The following is a 22,202-nucleotide window of genomic DNA, read 5'->3' as shown; positions in this document are numbered from 1 at the left end:
GCCAGAATTTGATCCGGGTCGTAGTGGCCGACGACGAGGCGATGATCCGGGCCGGGGTCCGGGCCATCCTGACCACCGATCCGCAGATCGAGGTGGTCGCCGAGGCCGCCGACGGCCGCGAGGCGGTGGACGCGGCCCGCAAGCACCGCCCGGACGTCGTCCTGCTCGACGTCCGGATGCCGCTGATGGACGGTCTCTCGGCGGCCGAGGAGCTCCGGCGGGCGGTGCCGTCGGTGGCGGTGCTCGTGCTGACGACGTTCGGCGAGGACGAGTACATCGAGCGGGCGCTCACCGCGGGCGCGGCCGGGTTCCTGCTCAAGTCCGGCGACCCTCGCGAGCTGCTCGCCGGGGTGCACGCCGCCGCCGAGGGCGCCGCGTTCCTGTCGCCGAAGGTCGCTCACCGGGTGATCGCGACCTGGACGGCGGGACGCACCGGCCGGGCGGCCGCGGCCCGGGAGCGGATCGCCGAGCTGACCGAGCGCGAGCGGGAGGTGCTGTCGCTGGTGGGCGCGGGATTGTCCAACGCGGACATCGCCCGGCGCCTGTTCCTCGTCGAGGGCACGGTCAAGGCGTACGTCAGCGCGATCCTGAGCCGGCTGGGCGTCAAGAACCGGGTGCAGGCCGCGCTGCTCGCCCACGAGGCCGGCCTCGCCGCCGCCGAGTAGCCCGGAGCCGAGGTAGCCCGGAGCCGAGTAGGCCGCCCTAGTCCTCCAGCGACACGATCTGGACGACGCTCCTGCTGGTCGAGGCAACGATCCGGCGGCCGTCGGGGCTGATCGCCATCGAGTGGTACTCCTCCTCGTCCTCCGGGCCCTCGGTGCGGGTGATGTCGTCGCCGACCTGCTCTGCGGTACCGATGTCCCAGAGCCCGACCTTGAAGTACCCGGCGACCGCGATGACGTCGCCCTTCGCTGGGAACGCGAGCGCGACCACCGCCTCGGTCTTCGTGTCGAACGGTTCACCGCGCAGCAGGCCGGTGACCGGATCCCACCGGCGCAGGACGCCGTCGTTGTCGCCGCCGACCAGAACCGACCCGTCCGGGCTGAACACGAGCGTCGTCACGCCGTCGCTGTCCTGGAGCGGCGCTCCGAGCTGCCTGCGGGTCGCGGTGTCGTAGCGCACGACGCCCTGGCCGCTGGTGTAGTAGAGCGTGCGTCCGTCCGGGCTGAACGTGACCGAGCCCACGATCGCACCGTGACCGCTCAACGGCGTTCCGATCGCGGCGCCGGTCCGGACGTCCCAGAGCCGGAGGGTCTGGTCGTAGCCGGCCGACGCGAGGATCCGGCCGTCCGGGCTGAACGCGAGGTCGGTGATCGCGTACTCCGCGTGCCCGGGAATCCGGTGGATCGGATCGCCGGTTCGTGGGTCCCAGAGCATGATCGTGCGCACCCCGCCGGCGGCGATGATCGTGCCGTCGGGGCTGAACTCCACCTCGCCGCCGACGTTGTCGAGACCGGTGAGCGGCGTGCGCCGTGACGTGCCGGTCGTGGCGTCCCAGAGCTCTACGGGGGTGTTGCCGATCCCCAGCGCGAGCGTGCGATTGTCCGGGCTGATCGCCACCGAGTACGCCGAGTTCTGGTCCGCGATCCGGAGCGAGATCACGTCGGGGTCATCGACGACGGTGACGACGACGACGGTCACGACGGCCGCCACTACCAGGACGACCGCGAGCAGGATCCCGACGATCCAGCGGGTGCGGCGGCGTGCGGTGAGCGGGCTGGTGGACGGTTCCGGACCGGAGAGCGTGGCGGCGCTGGACACGGGGATCCTGACGTGAGGCGGCGGGTCCCGGCAATCCTGTCTGGACGCCCCGCCGCAGGTCCGGCAAGTGTCCGTGTCCTGACACGCCGGTGCCGCCCGTCCGCCGCGCCCCTCGAGGAGTGCGCGCGGCGGACGGACGGAGGCTCAGGCGTCGCGGCGGCGCAGCACCGCGTACCCGGCGCCCAGCGAAGCGAGAGCCCAGACGGTGAGCACGAGAAGCCCGACACCCGGCCCGAACGGCTGGCTCGTCTCGGCGTCGGACAGCGCGCCGTACAGCACCGCGACGCCGGCGGACCCCGGCAGGTAGTCGTTGACCTCGGCCACCGCGTCGATGCCGATCCGGCCGATCACCGTGGGCAGCACCACGGCCACCACCAGCACGGCGGTCAGCCCGCCGACCGCACTGCGCAGCGCGGTGCCGAGCCCGAGCGTGAACACCGCGATCGCGGCGGCGTACGCGGCGACGACCGCGCCGTCGGCGAGCAGGTCACCCACGCCCCAGACCGCCGGTGACCCGGCGGCGAGACCGCCGGCCAGCGCCGCGGCCAGCATGAGCACGACGCCGACCAGCGCCGCACCTCCGGCCACGACCGCGGCCTTCGCGGCGAGGAGCCGCCCCCGCGCCGGAACGGCCCGCAGCGAGACGCCGATCGTCCCGGTCGAGTACTCGCCGGTGATGGCGAGCAGCGCGGCGGCGATCAGCGCGTACTGGGCGAACTGCACCGACAGCAGGCCCGCGTCGCTGACCGGCAGTGGCGAGGAGCCACCGCTGTCCTCCAGGTCGAGCCGCGCGTCGAGCCCGATCAGCGTCGCGTATGCCACCTGGAGCAGCACCGCGACGCCCAGGCACCACCACGTCGAGCGCAGGGTCCGCAGTTTCGTCCACTCGAATGCCAGCGCGGCGCTCATCGAGCAGCCCCGTACTCCACCGCGTCCGCGGTCAGCGCGAGGTAAGCGTCCTCCAGCGACGCGTGGGACGCGACGAACTCGGCCAGCGGGGCATCGGCGAGCAACCGTCCACGACCGAGGATCACCAGGTGATCGGCGGTCAGCTGGGCCTCGCTCATCAGGTGCGAGGAGAGCAGCACGGTCCGGCCCTCGGCGGCCAGCGACCGGGCGAGGTCGCGGACCCACCGCACCCCCTCCGGGTCGAGGCCGTTGACCGGCTCGTCGAACACCAGCACCGCGGGGTCGCCGAGCAGCGCGGCGGCGATCCCGAGCCGCTGCCCCATGCCGAGCGAGAACCGGCCGGCCCGCTGGTCGGCGGCGGACTCGAGCCCCACCGCGGTCAGCACCTCGTCGACCCGGCGCAGCGGGATGCGGTTGCTCCGCGCCAGCCCGAGCAGGTGCGCGCGGGCGGTGCGGCCCGGGTGGAAGCTGCGGGCGTCGAGCGCCGCACCGACCTCCCGCAGCGGCCACGCCAACTCGGCGTACCGGACGCCGTTGATCAGCGCCTCACCGGCGTCCGCGCGGTCGAGGCCGAGCAGGATCCGCATCGTGGTGGACTTGCCTGCCCCGTTGGGGCCGAGGAAGCCGGTCACCCGGCCGGGGCGGACGTCCACCGTGAGGTCGTCGACGGCCGCCCTGGCGCCGTACATCTTGGTCACATGTCGCAGGGTGATCATGGTGTTCGACGCTAGGTTTCCGGCGGGCGCCCGCACTGCCGCCGATCGGCAGCGATCGCCCCTGACGAAAGTCAGGGACGCCGCAGCACGGTCTACACCGGCACGAGCAGCCCGTGCTCACGGATCGCCGCCAGCGACAGCGTCCGGTAACCCTCCTCGTCGAACAGAACCGTGAGCCGGTCGTCCTCCTCGCGCATGACCGTGCCCTCGCCCCACTCCGAGTGCCGCACCCGCGACTGCACCGGGAAGCCGGTGTCGCCGGACGGCGTCTCCGCGGCTGTCCCGTCCCGGCACGTATCGCAGAAGCCGCACGCGTCCGCGAGGTCCTCACCGAAGTAGCCGAGCAGGAACTGCCGGCGGCAACCCTCGGTGTCGGCGTACCCGCGCATCATCTCGACCCGGGTCTGCTCGATCCGCCGCCGCTGCGCCGCCCACTCGACCGCGAGCTCGACCGCCTTCTCGACCGTCCGGCGGCCGTGCCACCGCGGCCCGTCCGGTGTGGCGGTCACCGACCCGGACTGCTCGAACAGGTTCACCGCCCGGGTCACCCTGGCCTTGGTCACCTCGAGTTCGGTGCAGAGCGCGGCGATCCGGACCGGTCCGCGATGGTGCTTGAGCCCGGTGCCGACCCGGACGAGCAGGTCCTCGTCGGGCGTCCCACCGGTGAAGAAACGGGGGATGTGCAGGTCCTCCGGGCGGAAGTACAACGCGGCCACGGCCTGCTCGCCGTCGCGTCCGGCCCGGCCGATCTGCTGGTAGTACGAGTCGAGTGACTCGGCGGGCCCGGCGTGGATGACGAACCGGACGTCGGGCTTGTCGATGCCCATCCCGAACGCGGAGGTCGCCACGACGACCACCGGCTCGTCGCTCCGGAACGCGTCGTGGACGGCCTCGCGCTCGGACGCCTTCATGCCCGCGTGGTACGCGTACGCGGGGACGTCGAGCTCGCGCAACGCATCCGCGTAGTCGGTCGCTTCGCGACGCGTCTGCACGTAGAGCAGTCCGGTCGGCGTCTCCGACGCCACCCGTTCGATCACGGCTTTGCGGACGCCGGGCGCGGTGACCTGGCGGGACACCTCGAGCCACAGGTTCGGGCGGTCGAAGCCACCGATGACCTCCTCCGGCTCGCGCAGCCCGAGGACGTCGACGATGTCGCTGCGGACCGGCGGCGCGGCGGTGGCGGTCAGCGCGAGCACCGTCGGGTGGCCCAGGTGCTCGATCGCCTCGCCGAGACGCAGGTAGTCCGGGCGGAAGTCGTGGCCCCACGCGGAGACGCAGTGCGCCTCGTCGACGACGAACAGCGACGGCTTCGCCGCGGCCAGCGCGTCCAGCACGTCGGGTTTGCTCAGCTGCTCGGGGGAGAGGAAGACGAACTCGGCCCGGCCGGCGCGGAGCGCCTCGAACGCCGCGGTGTTCTCGCTGTCGGTCTGGTCGGAGTTCACGACGACCGCGGTGGGCGCGCCGTGCTCGGCCAGCGCCTGCATCTGGTCCCGCTGCAACGCCAGCAGCGGCGAGACGACGATCGTCGGGCCGTCGATCAGCACGGCCGGGACCTGGTAGATCGCGGATTTGCCGGAGCCGGTCGGCGCGACGACCAGCGTGTCGACGCCGTTGGCCAGGTGCAGCATCGCTTCGGCCTGTACCGGGCGGAGTTCGTCCCAGCCGTACAGCTTCGCGGCGATCGTCCGGAGTTTCTTCAGGTCGCTACGGCGGCGGGCCCAGGTGAGGGGGGACCGCCGCCGGCGGCGGCGCCGCTCGTTGTCTGTCGTCACGGCTGCGCGTTACCCCACCTGTCCCGTCGGCTACACCTCGTCGATCATGGCATCGTGGTGCACGCCGTTCTGATCACGGGCCCGCCGGGGGCCGGCAAGTCGACGCTGGGGCGCCGGGTGGCGGCGGCGCTGGGCGCGGCGCTGCTCGACCTGGACGTGCTCACCGGCCCGCTGGTCGGCGCCGCCGACCTGGACGGTGGTGCGCTGCGCGACGCCCGGTACGACGCACTCGTCGCGACGGCCGCGGACTGTCTGGCGGTGGGGACGTCCGCGGTCCTCGTCGCGCCGTTCACCACCGAACGGTCCGATCCGGACGCCTACCGCGTGCTCGTGGAGCGGTTCGCGGGAGCCGTCACGACGCTGGTCTGGCTCACCGCACCGGCCGACGTCCTGGCCGCGCGGGTGGCGGCCCGGGGCGCGAGCCGGGATGCGGGCAAGCACCCCGGCTTCTTCGGACCGGAGCTGCTCCGTGCGCCGGTGGTCCCACACGTCCCGGTAGACGCCACCGCTACTCCCGCGAATCAGCTGGTCACCGTCCTGGCGTCCCTTTCTTGACAGCGTCCAATCCCGGGCGCAGTCTCGTGACAACGATTACCTAACGCGAGGAAGGGGTGCCGGCCGTGCTGATCGCGAACCCCAACCTCGCCCTCGACCGGCTCGTCACGGTCGCCGAGATCGTGCCCGGCGCCGTGATGCGCTCGCGCCGCACCGAGCTGTCGCCCGGCGGCAAGGGGGTCAACGTCGCCCGGGTGCTGCGGGCGCACGGCGTCCGGGTGCCGCTGCTCGGCCTGCTCTGCGCGGACGACGGTGCGCTGCTGGCCGGGCTGCTCGCCGACGAGGGTGCGGACCTGGTGGCGGTGCCGACGCCGGGCCGGGTCCGGCAGGCGCTGGTGTTCCGCGAGGTCGCGGCGGGGCGCACGACGGTCGTCAACGAGCCGGGGGATCCGGTGCCCGCCGGGGCCTGGCTGTCCTACCTCGACGCTGCGGCCGCGCGGCTGGCGCCGGGCGACCTGTTTCTCGCGGCCGGCAGCCTGCCCGCCGGGGTCACCGCCGACGGGTACCGGCAGCTGGTCGAGCTGGCTCACCGCGCGGGCGCGCTGATCGTGATGGACGCCGCTCCGGCCGCGCTCGCCGCCGCGCTGCCCGCCCGCCCCGACCTGGTCACCCCGAACCTGGAGGAGGCCGAGGCCGCGCTGTCCGGCGCGCCGGCCGACGTCTTACCGGTTCCGGACGGCGTCGACGTGCGGGCGCGGGCGGAAGCCGCCGCGCGGGCCCTGGTCGACGCCGGTGCGCGCCGTGCCGTGGTGACCGCCGGAGCGGCCGGCGCCGCGTTCGCCACCTCCGGAAGCACCTCGGGAGGCACCTCCGGCTGTGCCTCCGGAAGCACCTCCGGAGGCACAGCCGAGGCCACCGACTGGGTGCCGTCCGTGCCGGTGACCGTGGTCAGCGCCGTCGGCGCCGGCGACTCGTTCGTCGGCGGCCTCGCGCTGGAACTCCGCAGCCGTCCCCGGGAGACGCGGGACGCCTGGCGCGCGGCCGTCGTCCGTGGTGTCGCCACCGCAGCGGCGTCCTGCGAGACGCCGCTCGCCGGTGGGGTGGTCCCCGCCCGCGCGCGGGAACTGCGCGGCAAGATCGAGTCTCTCTCGGCGGAAGTGGGTGTGCGGTGAAGGCGCAGGTTCGGCTCAAGGACGTCGCGGAAGCGGCCGCCACCAGCACGAAGACCGCGTCACGGGTGATCAACGGCGACCCCCGGGTGGCCGAGGAGACCCGGGCCCGGATCCTCGCCGCGGTCCGCGACCTCGGCTACCGACCCGACCCGACCGCCCGTTCGCTGCGCAAGGGCACCGACGACACGCTCGGCATCGTCGTGGACTCGATCGCCGACCCGTTCTTCGCCGCCGTCACCGGCACGATCGAGCGGCTCGCGATCGCCCGCGGCCTGCGCGTGATGATCGCCAGTACCGGCCGCGACCCGCGGATCGAGGCCACCGTCGTCGACGACCTGCTGGCCCGCCGCGTCGCCGGGCTGATCGTCGCGCCGACCGCGTCCGACCACTCCTACCTCGCGCACGCACCCTGCCCGGTGCTGTTCGTCGACCGGCGGCCGGACGGCCTCGACGGTGAGACGGTCCTGGTCGACGACAACGACGGCGCCCGCCGGGCGGTGGCGCACCTGGCCGCGCGGGGGCATCGGCGGGTCGGGTACGTCGGCGGCAAGATGGACGTCGCGACCACCCGCAACCGGCTGCAGGGCTACCGGGACGAGGTCGCGGCGTCCGGTCTGCAGGCCGACGAGAGCCTGGTCCGCATCGGACGCAACACCGCCGACGAGGGGCGCGCGGCGACGCTGGAGCTGCTCGCGCTGCCGGAACCGCCCACCGCGATCTTCTCGTCGAACACCCGCTGCTCGCTCGGTGTGGTCGCGGCGCTGCACGCGTGCGAGCGCACCGACGTCGCGCTGGTGTGCTTCGGTGACTTCCCGCTGGCCGACGTCCTGGCGCCGGGCGTCACGGTGATCGACCACGATCCGCTCGCGATCGGGCAGTTGGCCGCCGAGACGATGTTCGAGCGGCTGGCCGGTGCTCCGGCAACCGGGCGCGACCTCACGCTGCCGCTGCGCCTGATCCCGCGCGGTTCCGGGGAACAGCCGGTGCCGACATGAGGCTGCTGCTCGGCGTCGACGTCGGTACGTCGGACACGAAGGTCCTCGTCCTGCGGGCCGACGGCACCCGGGTCGGGGTGTGGCGGCGGCCCACGGTCTGGCGTGATGTGCCCTCCGGTCACGTCGAGACGCCGGCCAGGACGCTGCTCGACGGGGTACTGGGGGTGGTCGGCGACGCGCTGGCCGCGTGCGGGGACGGCGGCCGCGCGGGAGAGGTCGCCGCGATGGGCCTGACCGGGCTGGCGGAGTCCGGCGTCGTCGTGGACGCCGCCGGGCAGCCGCGAGGCCCGGTGATCGCCTGGCACGACCCGCGCGGCGCCGAGCAGCTCGCCCGGGTCCCCGACGACGTCCGGTCCGCGTTCGGCGTCACCACCGGCCTGCCGTTCCACCAGCAGTGGACGCTCGCCAAACTGCTCTGGGCCGCCGACCACGGGTTGGAGCTGCGGCCCGGCGACCGCTGGCTGAATGTCCCCGAGTACGTGGCGTTCGCGCTCGGCGCGGACCCGGTGGCCGAACCGTCGCTGGCGTCCCGCACCGGCCTGCTCGACCAGGACAGCGGCGAGCCGTGGACCGCCGCGCTCGACCTGCTCGGCGTCGGCCCCCGGTTCGTTCCGGAGCGGCGGTACGCGGGGGAGCCGGCGGGCGTCGTCCGCAGTGACGAGGCGCCGGCCGGGTTACGCGGTGCGACGCTCAGCGTCGCCGGTCACGACCATCCGGTCGCCGCGTTCGGCGCCGGTGCGGTCGGCAGCGACGACCTGTTCAACTCGTGCGGGACCGCGGACACGCTGCTGCGGGCGATCCCGCGGGTCGTCACCCCCGACGAGCGGCGGATCCTCACCGGCACCCGGGCCGAGGTCGGGCGGCACATCCTGCCCGGGACGACGCTGGTCAACGCCCCGTCCCGGGCCGGGCTCGTGCTGCGCCGGGTGCTGGGGGCGCTCGGGGCGTCCGAACCGGACGCTGCCTGGGCACACGGGAACGCGTCCCGCGCGGTCGTGACCGGCGCCGACATCCGGGCCGAGGACGTCGTGATCGGGCTCCACGAGGGAGCGACACCGGCCGACGTCTGGGCCGCCGCCCTCGCGCACACGGCCGGCCACACCGCGGAGCTGCTCGCCCGCATCACGCCGGTCGCCGGGCCGTACCGGCGGGCGGTTGCCGCCGGTGGGTGGCTCCGGCTCGCCGGTATCCGGGAGAGCAAGAGCGCGGTGCTGCCCGGTCTGTGCTTCAGCGCGCTGGACCAGCCGGGTGCGTTCGGCGCCGCCGTCCTCGCGGCGTGGGCGGCGGCGGACCACCCCGGCACGGTCGCGGACTTCGCCGCGGCACTCCGAGCCTGACTGTCCTTTGAGTTCGTAAATATCCCGTTCTACGCACCGAGGTAATCGATTACCTAACCCCGAGGAGCCCCCGTGAAGACCGCACTGACCCGCACGCTCGACGACATCGCCGACCCGGACGGCGTCTTCTCGATCGTCGCGATGGACCAGCGGAACACGCTGCGCCGGATGTTCGCCGCCGTCGGCGTCGAGGCGACCCTTGCCGACCTGCACCGGGCCAAGGCCGACGTCGCCGCCGCGCTCACGCCGCTGGCCAGCGGAATCCTGCTCGACCCGACGATCGGCGTACCGGCGGTGCGGGAGACCGGCGCGCTGGCCGGGACGTGCGGCCTGCTGATCGCGGCCGAACCGGAGAAGCGTCCGACCTGGAACGGTGAGCCGCGCGCGGCCCGCGACCCGGAACAGAACGGCGAATGGGTCCGCGAGCTCGGCGGCACGGCCGTGAAGTTCCTGATCCAGTACCGCCCGCACCGAAACCGCACCCCCGGTGAGCCCGACCTCGAGGCCGAGGCGCTCGACGTCGTCCGCCAGGTCGTTGCGGACTGCCGCACGGCGGGCATCCCGTCGGTCGTCGAGAACCTCATCTACGCGTTACCCGGCGAGGAGCTGACCGCGCGCGCACGCGAGGACCTGATCGTCGAGGCCGCGATCGCGCTCGACGACCTGCAGCCCGACCTGCTCAAACTCGAGTACCCGGGCTCGGTGTCCGGCTGCAGGCGGCTCGCCGGCGCGCTGACCGGGCCGTGGGCGGTGCTGTCCGCGGGCGTCCCGTTCGAGGAGTTCCAGCAGGTCCTGACGGTCTCCTGCGACGAGGGCGGAGCGTCCGGGTTCATCGCCGGACGCTCGGTCTGGAAGGAAGCGGTCGGCCTCGACGCCGCCGGGCGGGCCCGCTTCCTCGCGGACACCGCCCGGCCACGTCTGGAGGCCTGCCTCGCCGCGGTCGCGGGCCGGGCCCGCTCCTGGCGCGAGGCCGCGCGCTAACCGAGCGGTTCGGTGCTCCACGTCGACGGATCGTCGTTCTCCCCGGCCGGACGCAGGCTCGCGGCGACCGCCTGGCACTCCGCCCGGACGACGTCGATCGCCGCGCCCTTGCCCTTCCGGCACCGCACCTCGGCGACGTCCGAGCCGAACCGCTGCCACACCACGACGTCCTCGCCCTCGACCCGCGTGTTCGCGTCCCGTCCGCCGATCGTGCCGTTGGGCGGATAGGTCTTCGCCGCGTACCGCTCCGGAAGCCACTCGAGGCCGACGTGAACGACCGATCCGGTGCCCGGCTCGAACTCGAGCGCGGCCGCGTACCCACCCGACTTCCGCGCGGCGACGGAGTGGAAGGCGAGCGGCAGGTCAGCGGGGCGGGTGAGCGTGAACGGCAGCGCCAGCGGCTTCGGTTCGCCGGGCCGCAGGCTCGCCGCGATTCGCGCGGCGACCCGCTCCCCGTCCGGCACGCCCTGGATCAGGATCACCGCGCCCGCGCCCGGAGCCCACTCCCAGCCCAGCCAGCCGGCGGTGTCCCCCGCGCCGTGCGGTGGGAGCCAGACCGACCGCTTTCCGTTGATCGACGGCCCCGGCCGGTAGGCGCCGGCGAGTGCGGCGTCGAGGTCGGTGCGCCCGTCGCGCGGGATCAGCTCGATCAGCACCTCACCGCCGGCGGTGCGCAGGCGCTCGATCGTGGGGGACACCGCGTGCGTCTCCACCGTGACACCGTCCGGCAGCCAGCCGGGCGTTGCCCGGGTGAACCGCGGGTCGAACGAGGTGGGGGCGGTGACCGGGCGAGCCGTCGCGACCGGATCCGGCGTCGAGGGGTCGCTACGGAACAACCCGATCGCACCGAACATCACGACCAGCACGGCGGCGGCCGCCGCGAGCGGGAGCAGCCACCGGCGCCGCTGGGGTACGTCCGCTTCGTCGGAGGTCCCGTCCAGCACCCGGGCGCGGAGAGCAGTGTGGACGCCGGGCGGCAGGTCGCGCGGCGGAGGGGGCAGATGCGTCATGACCGAGTCCTCGCTTCCGGGTGGGCCGGATCGGTGAACATCGCGCTCAGCCGGGCCCTGGCGCGGCTGATCCGGGAGCGCACGCCGGTTTCGCTGATGCCGAGCACCACCGCGGCGTCGGCGTACGAGACCCCTGACCAGACGCACAGCGCCAGCGCTTCACGCTCGGCGCGCGGCAGCGTCCGGGTCGCGGCGAGCAGCTCGCCCATCCGACGTTCGTCGTCGATCCGGCCGGCGATGTCGTCGGCGTGGTCGGGGACGTGCGCCGGGGGGCCGGCCCGGTGGAGCAGCGCGGTCTGGCGCCGCAACGACCGGTGCTCGGTGCGGACCGTGTTCGTGGCCACGGTCAGCAGCCAGGGCAGCGCGGATTCCCGGGTCAGCGTCAGGTCGCTCCGGTGCCGCCAGGCGGAGAGGAACGTCGCCGCCGTCGCGTCCTCGGCCATCGCCCAGTTCCCGGCGAGCCGGAAGCAGTGGTTGTAGACCGCGCGGGCGTGCCGGTCGAACAGCACGCCGAACGCGTCCCGGTCGCCTCCGGCCGCGGCTGCCCAGAGCCTGCGGTCGTCGGGAGGGTCAGTAGTCGTCACATATTCCTGAGACCGGCAGGCCGTACCGTGTTGCAGTTTTAGCCTACCGGGCTCGGAGTGGTGAACGGAGAACGGTGGGTTCCCTGCTCGTGGCTAACCCCCTCGAGCCGAATCAGCCCTCGCCCGCGAACCAGCCCTCGCCCGCGAACCCAGCCTTCGCCCGCGAGGAAGTCGAACAGTACGAACGGACGCTGGTCTGGGACATCGCCGACGGCGAGAAGCTCGTGAAGATCACGCTGTACGGCGAGACCGGAAGCAAGGGCGTCGAGCTGACGATCCGGTAGCGGCGGGGACCCCGCGGCGGCGCGAGGGGAACCACCAGTTGGCCGGGCCGGCCAGCACCATCAGCCCCGGAACCAGCACCGCGCGGATCACGGTGGCGTCCACCAGGATCGCGAGCGCGGTACCGACGCCGATCATCTGCAGGTACATCACGTCGCCGGTCGCGTAGAGCGCGAACGACACGGCGAGGATCACCGCGGCGGCGGTGACCAGCGGCGCGCTGCGCTCCAGCCCCTCGCGGACCGCGAGCCGGTTGTCGCCGGTCGCGCGGTACCGCTCGGCGATCCGGGTCAGCAGGAACACCTCGTAGTCCATCGACAGGCCGTACGCGACGCAGAACATCAGGATCGGGAACGCCGGGTCCAGCGTCCCGATCGGGGTGAAGCCGAGCACGTCGGCGAACGCGCCGTTCTGGAAGACGAACACCAGCACGCCGAACATCGCCGCCAGGCTCAGCAGGTTGAGAACCGTGGCCTTGACCGGCAGCAGCAGGCTGCGGGTGGCGACGGTGAGCAGGACGAACGTGACGCCGAGGATCAGCAGGGCGACGAGCGGGATCCGGTCGGCGAGCGCGGCCCGGAAGTCGGTGAGCTCGGCCGGGTAGCCGCCGACGAGCAGGTCGTCGCCGAACGGGGAGGGCACCGCGCGGACCCGGTCGAGGAACGGTCCGGCTTCGGTGCCGGCGAGCACCGCGCGGGTCGGCACGGCCTCCAGCCGGACGCCGTCCGGGCTCAGCAGCCGCTCGGGTCGGACCGCGGCTCGGACGCGCTCCCCGTCGGCGTAGACACCGGCGGTGGAGTTGACCTGCGCGACGCCGGGCACCGCGGACAGCGCCGCCGCGTACCGGGCGACCGCGGCCGGGGGTGTGCTCCGTCCGTCCGGCGCGATCAGGTGGACGGCGTCGTTCGCCTCGGTGCCGAACGCGGCGCGCAGCGCGTCGTACGTCGTCCGGGTGGAGGCGGAGGGCGGGAGCACGCGGTCGTCGGGAAGACCGATCCGGAGCCCGGCAGCCGGAGCGGCGAGCGTGCCGACCAGCAGCAACCCGGCGACCGAGAACAGGACCGGCCGGCGGGTCACGACCTCTCCGGCGCGCCGCCAGAACCGCCCACTCAGCCGGTCGCCACCGCCGCCGACGACGCTGCTGCCGCCCATGCTGACGCTGCTGCCCGCGCCAGCGCTGCCCGCGCGCACGTCGTCGCCGTCGTCGGCCGGCCGTGGGTCGCCGTCGGCGGTCCGGCGCCGGCGGCGGGGGCGTCGCAGGACGCGGTGGCCGAGCACCGCCAGGGCCGCCGGAAGGAGGACCAGCGCTCCGAGCATCGCGGACAGCACCGTCAGGACCCCGGCGTACCCGAACGACCGGAGGAACGGGTACGGCAGCGCGAGCAGCGCGGCCAGCGACGCGGCGACCGTGAGGCCGCTGAACACGACCGTGCGGCCGGCGGTGCGCAGCGTCGTGGCGACGGCGTCCGGTACGGCGGCGCCACCGGTCAGCTCCTCGCGGAAGCGGGCGATGAGGAACAGCGAGTAGTCGACGCCGAGGCCGATGCCCATCACCAGCGTGATGTTCGCGGCGAACGTCGAGACCTCGACGAACGACGTGAGCAACCGCAGCGCCGCGAGCGTGGTGACGACCGCGAACAGTCCGATGCCGAGCGTCAGCAACGCCGGCCGGACACGGCGGTAGAGCGCGACGAGGAGCAGCAGCATCAGCGGCACGATCAGCAACTCGGCCCGGACGAAGTCGCGGGACGCCTGTTCGCTCACCTGCGCCGACACCGCCTCGGCGCCGGCCACCCGGACGTCCAGCGGCCCGGACGTCCGGGTGAACGTGGGCAGCAGCGTCTCCCGGATGTGCGCACGGGTCGTCGTCGCGTCGCCGGTCACCCAGGCGAGCACGACGGCCTGCCGGGCGTCCCGGCTGCGCAGCGTCGGATCGCGCTCCTGGGACCAGTACGACCAGACGTCACCGACCTGCGGGTCCGCGGCGAGTTCCCGGCCCAGCGCCGTGGCCGCCGCGTGCACGTCGGGGTCGTCGACCGTGCCGTCGCGGGCCGTGACCAGCAGGATCAGGTTGGCGTTCCCGGTGGCGAAGTCCCGGCCCAGGATCTCCTCGGCGCGGACGGACGCGCTGCCGGGGGCCTCCCAGCGGCTCAGCACGAACGAGTTCAGCGCACCGGCGGCGACCAGGGTGAGCGCGAGCGCGACGGCGAGGCCGGTCCACAGCGTGGCCAGGCGGTGACGAACGAGGAACGGCATGCGGACGCAGCCCTCCAGTGGGTGGGGTATTTTGCGAGTGATCGCTCGTCAAAAAGTACGAGCGGTTGCTCGTAAAAGTCAAGGGAGGGGTGACGCGTGGTCCGTCGCCAGGCGCGGGGACAGCAGCGGATCGCCGAGATCCTCGACGCCGCGCTCGCACTGTTCGCCGAGGTGGGGTACGCCGCCGCGTCGACCAACGCGATCGCGGCCCGGGCCGGCATCTCGCCCGGCTCGCTCTATCAGTTCTTCCGCAACAAGGAAGAGATCGCGCAGGCGCTGTCGGAGCGGCTGGTCGACGCCTTGCGCACGGCCCACGCCGACGCGTTCGCCGACCGGGACGTCGTCGAGCTGCCGCTGGCCGAGCTCGTCGAGCGGATGACCGACCCGTTGATCGGGTTCAACGTCGCGAACCCGGGAGCGAAAGCGCTGTTCGGCAACACCGACATGCCCGCCGCGCTGGCGGCGGCGACACGTCCGCTGCACGAGGCGGTCACCGGCCGCGTGGCCGCCGTGCTCGCGGCGCGCTCGCCCCAGCTGTCGGACGCCGAAGCGGTGCGCTACGCCACCGTGGCCGTCCACATCGTCCGCGCGCTGATGGGGCCGATCGTCGCCGCGTCCGAGGGCGAACGCGAGGTGCTGATCGGCGAGCTGCGCCGCGCGCTCGTCGGTTACCTCGCCCCGATCGACGCACTTTCCGTGTGACGGCACGCGTCGATGTGGCCGATTCCGTGCCATAACACGGAATCGGCCACATCCATCGCGGGCGTTACCCGGAAGGCGCCACATCCATCTCTCGTCGCTCACCGGAGCGGCACGCCGCCACCGCTCAGGCCCTGGCCTCGATCACCAGGTTGAACGGCGACGTCGCCGCGATCCGTGCCTGCGGAAAACCGGCCGCGCGGAACGCGGCGAGCAGCCGCTCGGGCCCGGCCTGTGCGCCCAGCGCCGCGCCACCCGGCTGCGCCAGGCTGTTCGGGACGCACACCAGCGCGCTCGACACGTACCACGTCAGCCCGACCGGGTTGAGGTTCTCCTCGACCCGGTCGCCCGCGAACGGCTCGACCGCCAGCAGGGTGCCGCCCGGCGCGAGCGACGCGCGAGCCTGCCGCAGCGCGCCGACCGGGTCACCCAGGTCGTGCAGCGCGTCGAAGAAGCAGACCAGGTCCCACTCGCCTTCGGTCTCCTCCTCGTCCTGCCGGTCGTCCGGGGACGCCCCCGCGTACGCCTCGCGGAACGTCACCCGGTCGGCGAGGCCACGGGACGCGGCAGCGGTCCGCGCCCGGCGAATCGACTCGGTGTCCGCGTCGACACCGGTGAACACCGACGCCGGGAACGCCTCGGCCAGCAGCAGCGTCGCGGTGCCCAGCCCGCAGCCGACGTCGAGCACCCGGGCGCCCGCCCGCAGCCGGTCCTCGACGCCGTCCAGCGCGGGCAGCCACTCCTGCAGCAGATAACCGGTGTAGAACGGACGGAAGTTGCGCTCGACCGCGGTGGTGAGCCGGGGGTCCTGCTCGTGCCAGGCGATGCCCTCTCCGGTGGCGAAGGCGTGGGCGAGCCGGTCGGACGACGCCCAGGTGGCGGCGATGAACTCGAACACACCGGCCAGGGACGCGGGCGAGTCGTCGTCGGCGAACACCGCGGCGTACTCGGCGGGCAGCGTATACGTGCGGGTGGCCGGGTCGTATTCCACGTATCCGGCGGCGGCCTGGGCGGCCAGCCACTCCCGCAGATACCGCTCGGCGAGCCCGGTCTGCGCGGCCAGGTCTGCGCTGGTGGTGCGGGGGGTGGCGGCTAGCGCCCGCCACAGCCCCAGGCGGTCGCCCAGGTAGGCCAGCAGCGCGTTGGCGGCCACGGCCTGGTCACCGGCGACCTTCGTCGCGAATTCCTGGACCCGGTCAAAGTCGATCGTCGTCGTCGTCATGTTCTTGCCTTTCGGACGTTGTGCGTTGCGTCCCGACGACCGTGCCCGCTGCCGGTGTCACCGCGGTGCCGCGATCGGTGACACACCCGTGACACCGGCGCCGCGCACGCTCGCCGGCATGGACACCTCTCTGATCTCCACGCTCAGCGCGGACACCGTTGCCGCCCTCGGGACCACGCTGTGCGTCTGGGCTCACCCGGACGACGAGTCGTACCTCGGCGCCGGGCTGCTCGCCGCCCTGCACGCCGCGGACCGCCACACCGCGGTCGTCACCGCGACGCTCGGCGAAGCCGGGCTGTCCGGTCCGGCGCCGCGGCCGGGGTTCGCCGACCTGCCGCCGCCCTCGCGCGCCGACGAGCTGGCGGCGGCGCTGCGCCGGCTCGGCGTCTCCGACCACCACCAGCTCGGCTTCGCCGACGGCGGCTGCGCGGACGTCGACCTCACCACCGGTGCGGCGGCCGTCCAGCGCGTAGTGAGCGCGGTCCGGCCGGACACCGTCGTCACGTTCGGGCTGGACGGGTTCACCGGCCACCCGGACCACGTCGCGGTCGGCCTGTGGACCCGACGCGCGCTGCGGGACCTCGGCTGGCGCGGCCGGCTGCTGCACCCGGTGCTCACCGCCGACGACCGGGCCGCGGGCCGCGAGATCGCCGACCTGTTCGGCGTCTACTCACTCGGCGAGCCCCGGATCTGCGAACCCGCGGAGCTCGCGGTGCGGCTCGAACTCTCCGGCGACCTGCTGGACCGGAAGCTGGGCGCGCTGCGCGCGCACCACAGCCAGACCGCGGTCCTGGTCGACTACCTCGGCGTCGAGCGCTACTCCGCCTGGGTCGGCGTGGAGAGCTTCGTGGACGCCGCCCTGCGGGCGTGAGCGCCGGGCTCGAGCTGCTGCGGAGTGACCGCCCCGTAGGGCACAGTGGCCGCACGGGGGGTGGTGCGGTGGTACCGGTTCGGATCGACGTCCTCGGGCCACTGTGCCTGTTCGTCGACGGTGCGCCGGTCGACGTGCCCGGGCACCGCCGTCGCGCGGTCCTCGCGTTGCTCGCGGTGGCCGACGGGCGGGTGGTGCCGACCGAGACGCTGGTCGACGCGCTGTGGCCGGACGATCCGCCGGAGACCGGTCACCGGGCCGTGCACAGCCACCTTTCCCGGCTACGCAGGCACCTCGGTCCGGCCGCTTCCCGGCTAGAGCGGGCCGGTGCCGGCTACGCGCTGCGCCTCGGCCCCGACGACGTCGACGCGACCCGGCTACGGGCCCTGGCACGGCAGTCGGCCGCCGCCCTGGCCCACCGGTCGGCCGCCGTTCTGGCCCACCGGTCGGCCGCCGCCCTGGGCCGCCGGTCGGCCGCCGCGCTGCCCGGAGATCCGGCGGCCGGGCTGGCCGGAGATCCGGCGGCCGGGCCAGCCGGAGATCCAGCGACCGGGCTGGCTGGGGGTCCGGCGGCTGTGGCCGGGGGTCCGGCGGCTGCGGCCAGGGCGGCCGCGGAGGCGGTCGCGCTCTGGCGCGGACCCGCGCTCGCCGAGTTCGCGGACGTCGCCGCGCTCGCCGCCGAAGCGGTCGGGCTCCGCGAGGTCTTCCTGCAGGTCCGCGACGACGGGCTGGAGGCGCGGCTGGCCACCGGCGACCCCACCGTGACCGCCGACGCCGCCGCGGCCGCCGCCGAGGAGCCGCTGCGCGAGCGCACGACGCTGTTGCTGCTGCGCGCGCTGGCCGGAGCGGGCCGGGCGAGCGACGCGCTCGCGGCCGGCGCCGCGTACCGGCGGCGGATCGTCGAGGAGACCGGCCTGGACGCCGGGCCGGCGGTGGCAGCGCTCGAACAGCACATCGCGTCCGGCGCCCTCGCCCCACCCGCGCTCCCGGCGCCCGTGCCTCCGTCACCCCCGCCGGGCCCGCCACCCGCGCCGGGTGCCGCTTCCGCGCCGGGTGCCGCGTCCGCGCCGGGTGCCGCGTCCGCGCCGGGTGCCGCGTCCGCGCCGGGTGCCGCGTCCGCGCCGGGTGCCGCGTCCGCGCCGGGAGCGCCCCAGGCGCCCGCGCCCGCCACGGCGCCGGCGCACGCCGATCGGGCGGTGCGGACGGTGGCGCGGCCCGCGGGTCCGCTGATCGGCCGCGACCGGGACGCCGCGGAGCTGCGCCGTCTGCTCGGCACGCAGCGCCTGGTCACGGTCGCCGGGCCGGGCGGCGTCGGCAAGACGCGGCTCTCGCTCGAGGTCGCCGCGGACGCGGCCGAGCGCGGCACCGACGTCGCGTTCGTCGCGCTGGCCGAGGTCGCCGACGACGCACGGGTCACCGACGCGGTCGCGACCGCGCTCGGACTCCGCATCGGCGGCGACCCCACCCCGCACACGGTCGCCGACGCGCTCGCAGCCCGCCCGCTGCTCCTGCTGCTCGACAACTGCGAGCACGTCGTCACCGCGTGCCGCGACCTGGGCGCGGCGCTGCTCACCCGCGCACCCGACGTCCGGATCCTCGCGACGTCCCGGGTGACGCTCCACGTACCGGGGGAGTACGTCGTCCGCCTGCAGCCGCTGCCGTTGCCCCGGGCGGCGGCGCCGATCGCGGAGCTCGCCCACCAGCCGAGCGTCCGGGCGTTCGTCGAGCACGCCCGGCGCCGCGACCCGGCCTTCGCGCTCGCCCCCGGTGACGCGGACGCGGTGGCCGAGGTCGTCCGCCGCATCGACGGCCTGCCGCTGGCGATCGAACTCGCCGCCGGGCAACTCGCCGTGCTGCCGCCCGCCGCGCTCCGGGAGCGGCTCGGCCGGGCCCTGGACGCGCTGTCCGCCGACCGCCCGGCCGGGGACGCCAGGCACCGGACGCTGCGCACCACGATCGACTGGTCCTACCGGCTGCTCGACGAGACCGAGCGCGCGTTGCTGCGGGCGCTCGCCCCGTTCCCCGGCGGCACCGACCTGGCCACCGTCGAAGAGCTGGCCGCCCGGACGTCGCCCGGCACCGACCCACTGGTGCCGCTCCGCCGCCTGGTCGACGCCTCGCTCGTCATCCCGGAACGCACCGCTGGTGAGGCGCGGTACCGGATCCTGGAGACCGTCCGCGCGTACCTGCTGGACGATGCCGACGCGCGCGGCGAACGGGACGCCGCCGAGCAGGCGTTCCTCACCTGGGCGCGGGAGACCGCCCGGTCGATCGGCGCCGGGCTCAACGGCCCGGACGAGGTCCGCGCCGACCGCAGGCTCCGCGCCGAGCTGGCCAACCTCCGCGCGGCCCGCGACGCCGCCCGGACCCGCGGCGACCTCGACCTCGTCATCGACGTCACGCTCGCCCTCGACGAGGCCGCGATCTACCGCGACCTCGAGGAACTGTGGAACTGGTCGGTCGAGCTCGCCGACGACCCCGCGCTGCGCGACCATCCGCGCGCGGCGGCGGTCCTCGGCAGCGCGACCGAGGCCGCCTGGCTCGCCGGTGACCTGCCCCGGGCCGAGCGGCTCCGCACCGCCGCCCTGGACGCGGTCACCCGAACCTCCGCCCCCGAGGCCCAGCGGCGCTGCTGGGGTGGTGCCGCCGCGCTGGCGCTGTTCTCCGGCCGCTTCGACGAAGCCCAGCGACTCTGGACGGACGCCGCCAGTGTCGCCGCCCGCCCGGCCGTTCACCTCGCGAGCGCCGCACTGGCCGCCACCTACGGCGGGGACCGGCCGGGCGCGCTGGACCTGGTCCGCCGGGCACTGGACGCCGAACGCGCCCACCCGTGCGGCTCGCACCACGCGTTCACCCGGTACGCCGAGGGGGAGGCGCTCGCCGCCGACGACCCCGCCGCGGCCGGCGCCGCCTACGCGACCGCGATCGACCTGGCTCGCCGCTGCAACGCCGGGTTCGTCGAGGGCATCGCGCGGGTCGGGCAGGCGTCGGTGTGGACGTCGACCGGCGACGTGGCCGCTGCGGTGCGTGGGTACCTCTCGCTGCTGGGCTACTGGAACCGCACCGGCAACGCGACCCAGCTCTGGACGACGATTCGCAACGTCGCGAGGCTTCTGGCCGACCACGGCCGGGACGCCGACGCCGCACTGCTGCTCGCCGCCGCCGACGGGGCGGCGTCCGCGTCCCGGCTCACCGGCGCCGACGCCGAGCACGCGGCCAAGGAGCGGGCCGCGCTCGCGGACCGGCTCGGCCCCACGGCGATCGCGGCGCTGGAGGAGCGGGCCCGGAGCCTCACCGCGGCCGGAGCCTCAGCCGTGGCCCGAGCCGCGCTCGCCGGTATTCAGCCGCAGTGCTCGTAGGGGCTGGCGTACGTGGCGCCGCCCGTCGATCCGCCCCACTTCACGCAGGTCTTGGCCGCCGCCGCGCGGACCGGTCCGGCGTAGTACGCGAACGAGCCGCTGTCGGTGGCCCGCGTCTTACCCTGGACCTGCAGGAACGCGGTGGCGGCGGTCTTGCTGCCGATCGCCGTGCGCTTCAACGTGAGCACACAGTTGCGGCCGCCGGACGCTTGGTACAACAGGTAGACCGTGCCGACGAGGGTGCCGTCAGACTTCTTCAGCGCCGCCGAGTCGACGACGCGGTAGCCACTGCCGCAGACCTGCGTCGCGCTGTACGGGTTCGTCGCCGGTGCGGTGGTGGGCCGCCGCGTCGGGCTCTCCGTCTCCACGGGTTCCTCCGAAACGCCGGTGGACGCCGTGGGCGGCGCCGCCGCTGGCTGTGTTGCTGCGGGCTGGGATCCGCTCGGCGCGGCAGCCGGCGACCCGGACGCCGTCGGCGATGCGGCGCTCGCCGAGGGGCCGGCGGAAGTGCTCGCCGGCGCCCCGGATCCGGCGTCGTCGGGTCCGTCCGCGTCGCCGCGCCCCGCGGCCGTGGTCGTGGCCGTCGATCGCTCGGCGCTGGGCTGCAGAACGATCACACCGGCAACCGTCGTCACGCCCAACACCAGCGCCGCCGCCCCGGCCACCGCGAGCATCCGATTCCGCCGCCCGGCCCGCGCCGATAACGCCGCCGCCGGAGCGGCGTCCGCCATCGGAAACACCGGCGCCCCACTCACCGGCGAGCCAACCCCCGGCCCGCTCCACGGCGCACCGTGCGGCGCGAGCCCGTTTTGCGGCGTGGGCGCCCCGGACGGTGGTGCGGGGACGTGCGGTGGGGCGGCGGTGAGGCGCGGGGTCGCATCCGGATCGGCCGGCGGTGGCGCGCTGAGCGCAACCCCCGTGTCCGGCGCCGACGCCAGGGCACGGGCGGCCGCGGCGAACGCGGCCGCCGTGGGGAACCGTCGAGCCGGATCGGGGTCCAGCGCCCGCAGCACCAGCCGCGCCACCGCGTCCGGCACCGCGGCCGGGAACGCCGGTGGGCCGCCGTGCAACAGGCGCGCGATCACCTGGACCGCGTTGTCGGCCGCGAACGGCGACCGTCCGGTCAGGCAGCAGAACGCGACCGACCCGAGCGCGTGGATGTCGGTCGCCGCCGTGACCGGCTCCCCGGTGACCTGCTCCGGCGCCATGTACTGCGGCGACCCCACGATCATGTTCGGGTTCGTGATGCTGGTCGTGTCCACCGACCGCGCGACACCGAAGTCGACCAGCACGATCGTGCCGTCCGGCCGCACCAGCAAGTTGTTCGGCTTCACGTCCCGGTGGACGATCCCGGCGCGGTGCGCGACGTCCAGCGCCTCGGCGGCCTGCGCCACGATCGACAACGTCTCGGCGACCCCCAACGCCCCGGCCGCGGCGACATGTTTGCCGAGCGACACCCCCTCGATGTACTCCATCACGAGGAAGTCGCGCCGGACGTCGTCCACCAAGGCGTCGGCACCGTAGTCATGGACCTGCACGATCCCCGGGTGCCGCAGCGCGGCCATCAGCCGCGCCTCGGTGCGGAAGCGGCTGATGAACTCGGCGTCCGACAGCAGCGAGGGGAGTAGCACCTTCACCGCGACCGTGCGTTGCAGCACCGGGTCCGTCGCCTGCCAGACCTCGCCCATCCCACCGCTGGCCACGCGTTCGGTCAGTACATAGCGGTTGCCGAGCGCAGTTCCAGGACGAAGCACCCGAACACCGTACCGAGCCGCCTCGAG

At 74.6% G+C, this 22,202-nt stretch carries 19 protein-coding genes; 10 read left to right on the top strand and 9 right to left on the bottom strand.

All coding sequences use genetic code 11. From position 1 onward, the window contains the following. Nucleotides 1–8 precede the first annotated feature (8 nt). On the top strand, nucleotides 9–665 hold the full coding sequence (locus BUB75_RS28305) for a response regulator (RefSeq protein ID WP_073261004.1): 657 nt from the start codon (nucleotides 9–11) through the stop codon (nucleotides 663–665). A gap of 37 nt (nucleotides 666–702) precedes the next feature. On the opposite strand, the gene BUB75_RS28300 is transcribed toward BUB75_RS28305, so the two are convergent. From BUB75_RS28300 to BUB75_RS28285, 4 genes are all read right to left on the bottom strand, one after another. After that, complete coding sequence (locus tag BUB75_RS28300) at nucleotides 703–1,761, bottom strand: WD40 repeat domain-containing protein (RefSeq protein WP_073260879.1); 1,059 nt, start codon at nucleotides 1,759–1,761, stop codon at nucleotides 703–705. A gap of 144 nt (nucleotides 1,762–1,905) precedes the next feature. After that, nucleotides 1,906–2,670 (bottom strand): ABC transporter permease, encoded by a 765-nt coding sequence (locus BUB75_RS28295; protein ID WP_073260878.1) that lies wholly within the window; start codon nucleotides 2,668–2,670, stop codon nucleotides 1,906–1,908. Then, nucleotides 2,667–3,386: an ABC transporter ATP-binding protein gene (locus BUB75_RS28290; RefSeq protein ID WP_073260877.1), complete on the bottom strand. Its 720-nt coding sequence runs from the start codon at nucleotides 3,384–3,386 to the stop codon at nucleotides 2,667–2,669. The genes BUB75_RS28295 and BUB75_RS28290 overlap by 4 nt, the downstream gene beginning before the upstream one ends. A gap of 92 nt (nucleotides 3,387–3,478) precedes the next feature. After that, the gene (locus tag BUB75_RS28285; RefSeq protein WP_218617807.1) at nucleotides 3,479–5,158 is read right to left on the bottom strand and encodes a RecQ family ATP-dependent DNA helicase; all 1,680 of its coding nucleotides are present in this window, start codon (nucleotides 5,156–5,158) and stop codon (nucleotides 3,479–3,481) included. A 54-nt stretch (nucleotides 5,159–5,212) separates the two neighbouring features. Here BUB75_RS28285 and BUB75_RS28280 point away from each other — a divergent pair, with 54 nt between their 5' ends. The 5 genes from BUB75_RS28280 to BUB75_RS28260 all read left to right on the top strand — a co-directional run bounded on the left by BUB75_RS28280 (nucleotide 5,213) and on the right by BUB75_RS28260 (nucleotide 10,138). Next, nucleotides 5,213–5,713 (top strand): P-loop nucleotide/nucleoside kinase family protein, encoded by a 501-nt coding sequence (locus BUB75_RS28280; protein WP_073260876.1) that lies wholly within the window; start codon nucleotides 5,213–5,215, stop codon nucleotides 5,711–5,713. 65 nt (nucleotides 5,714–5,778) lie between these two features. After that, nucleotides 5,779–6,825 (top strand): 1-phosphofructokinase family hexose kinase, encoded by a 1,047-nt coding sequence (locus tag BUB75_RS28275; protein ID WP_143175441.1) that lies wholly within the window; start codon nucleotides 5,779–5,781, stop codon nucleotides 6,823–6,825. Next, a complete protein-coding gene (locus BUB75_RS28270) occupies nucleotides 6,822–7,820 on the top strand; it encodes a LacI family DNA-binding transcriptional regulator (RefSeq protein ID WP_073260874.1) in 999 nt (332 codons plus the stop codon). Before BUB75_RS28275 ends, BUB75_RS28270 begins: the two co-directional genes overlap by 4 nt. Further along, nucleotides 7,817–9,157 (top strand): FGGY-family carbohydrate kinase, encoded by a 1,341-nt coding sequence (locus BUB75_RS28265; protein ID WP_073260873.1) that lies wholly within the window; start codon nucleotides 7,817–7,819, stop codon nucleotides 9,155–9,157. The genes BUB75_RS28270 and BUB75_RS28265 overlap by 4 nt, the downstream gene beginning before the upstream one ends. Nucleotides 9,158–9,229: 72 nt before the next feature. After that, nucleotides 9,230–10,138 (top strand): hypothetical protein, encoded by a 909-nt coding sequence (locus BUB75_RS28260; protein ID WP_073260872.1) that lies wholly within the window; start codon nucleotides 9,230–9,232, stop codon nucleotides 10,136–10,138. Here BUB75_RS28260 and BUB75_RS28255 read toward each other — a convergent pair. Both BUB75_RS28255 and BUB75_RS28250 read right to left on the bottom strand, forming a co-directional pair. Continuing rightward, entirely contained in the window at nucleotides 10,135–11,148 is a 1,014-nt protein-coding gene (locus tag BUB75_RS28255) for a hypothetical protein (protein WP_073260871.1), read from the bottom strand. The genes BUB75_RS28260 and BUB75_RS28255 overlap by 4 nt on opposite strands. Then, a complete protein-coding gene (locus tag BUB75_RS28250) occupies nucleotides 11,145–11,732 on the bottom strand; it encodes an RNA polymerase sigma factor (protein ID WP_073260870.1) in 588 nt (195 codons plus the stop codon). Before BUB75_RS28250 ends, BUB75_RS28255 begins: the two co-directional genes overlap by 4 nt. 74 nt (nucleotides 11,733–11,806) lie before the next feature. Between BUB75_RS28250 and BUB75_RS28245 the strand changes: the two genes are divergently transcribed. Next, nucleotides 11,807–12,016: a hypothetical protein gene (locus BUB75_RS28245; protein ID WP_073260869.1), complete on the top strand. Its 210-nt coding sequence runs from the start codon at nucleotides 11,807–11,809 to the stop codon at nucleotides 12,014–12,016. On the opposite strand, the gene BUB75_RS28240 is transcribed toward BUB75_RS28245, so the two are convergent. Beyond that, on the bottom strand, nucleotides 11,964–14,270 hold the full coding sequence (locus BUB75_RS28240; RefSeq protein ID WP_073260868.1) for an MMPL family transporter: 2,307 nt from the start codon (nucleotides 14,268–14,270) through the stop codon (nucleotides 11,964–11,966). The two genes, BUB75_RS28245 and BUB75_RS28240, sit on opposite strands and share 53 nt — an antisense overlap. A 96-nt stretch (nucleotides 14,271–14,366) precedes the next feature. On the opposite strand from BUB75_RS28240, the gene BUB75_RS28235 reads away from it, so the two are divergent. Beyond that, a complete protein-coding gene (locus BUB75_RS28235) occupies nucleotides 14,367–14,972 on the top strand; it encodes a TetR/AcrR family transcriptional regulator (protein WP_073260867.1) in 606 nt (201 codons plus the stop codon). Between the two features lie 124 nt (nucleotides 14,973–15,096). On the opposite strand, the gene BUB75_RS28230 is transcribed toward BUB75_RS28235, so the two are convergent. Continuing rightward, a complete protein-coding gene (locus tag BUB75_RS28230) occupies nucleotides 15,097–16,191 on the bottom strand; it encodes a class I SAM-dependent methyltransferase (protein ID WP_073260866.1) in 1,095 nt (364 codons plus the stop codon). Between the two features lie 118 nt (nucleotides 16,192–16,309). Between BUB75_RS28230 and BUB75_RS28225 the strand changes: the two genes are divergently transcribed. Next, nucleotides 16,310–17,062 carry a PIG-L deacetylase family protein gene (locus BUB75_RS28225; RefSeq protein ID WP_073261000.1) on the top strand — a complete coding sequence of 251 codons (753 nt, stop codon included), beginning with the start codon at nucleotides 16,310–16,312 and terminating at the stop codon, nucleotides 17,060–17,062. Between the two features lie 68 nt (nucleotides 17,063–17,130). Next, nucleotides 17,131–20,421, top strand: coding sequence for an AfsR/SARP family transcriptional regulator (locus tag BUB75_RS28220; protein WP_178379998.1), 3,291 nt, complete (start codon nucleotides 17,131–17,133; stop codon nucleotides 20,419–20,421). On the opposite strand, the gene BUB75_RS28215 is transcribed toward BUB75_RS28220, so the two are convergent. Continuing rightward, the gene (locus tag BUB75_RS28215) at nucleotides 20,403–22,175 is read right to left on the bottom strand and encodes a serine/threonine-protein kinase (RefSeq protein WP_073260864.1); all 1,773 of its coding nucleotides are present in this window, start codon (nucleotides 22,173–22,175) and stop codon (nucleotides 20,403–20,405) included. The two genes, BUB75_RS28220 and BUB75_RS28215, sit on opposite strands and share 19 nt — an antisense overlap. Nucleotides 22,176–22,202 lie beyond the last annotated feature (27 nt).

This window comes from Cryptosporangium aurantiacum (genome assembly GCF_900143005.1).
Lineage (GTDB): Bacteria > Actinomycetota > Actinomycetes > Mycobacteriales > Cryptosporangiaceae > Cryptosporangium > Cryptosporangium aurantiacum.
Note: the sequence above shows the minus strand (reverse complement) of the source record. Positions and strands in the feature narration are given on the sequence as shown.

What these genes read in the sequence shown, in the direction of transcription:
- BUB75_RS28295 (WP_073260878.1), bottom strand. Translation starts at nt 2,670, where the DNA reads ATGAGCGCCGCGCTGGCATTCGAGTGGACGAAACTGCGGACCCTGCGC.
- BUB75_RS28290 (WP_073260877.1), bottom strand. Translation starts at nt 3,386, where the DNA reads ATGATCACCCTGCGACATGTGACCAAGATGTACGGCGCCAGGGCGGCC.
- BUB75_RS28265 (WP_073260873.1), top strand. Translation starts at nt 7,817, where the DNA reads ATGAGGCTGCTGCTCGGCGTCGACGTCGGTACGTCGGACACGAAGGTC.
- BUB75_RS28255 (WP_073260871.1), bottom strand. Translation starts at nt 11,148, where the DNA reads ATGACGCATCTGCCCCCTCCGCCGCGCGACCTGCCGCCCGGCGTCCAC.
- BUB75_RS28240 (WP_073260868.1), bottom strand. Translation starts at nt 14,270, where the DNA reads ATGCCGTTCCTCGTTCGTCACCGCCTGGCCACGCTGTGGACCGGCCTC.
- BUB75_RS28230 (WP_073260866.1), bottom strand. Translation starts at nt 16,191, where the DNA reads ATGACGACGACGACGATCGACTTTGACCGGGTCCAGGAATTCGCGACG.
- BUB75_RS28225 (WP_073261000.1), top strand. Translation starts at nt 16,310, where the DNA reads ATGGACACCTCTCTGATCTCCACGCTCAGCGCGGACACCGTTGCCGCC.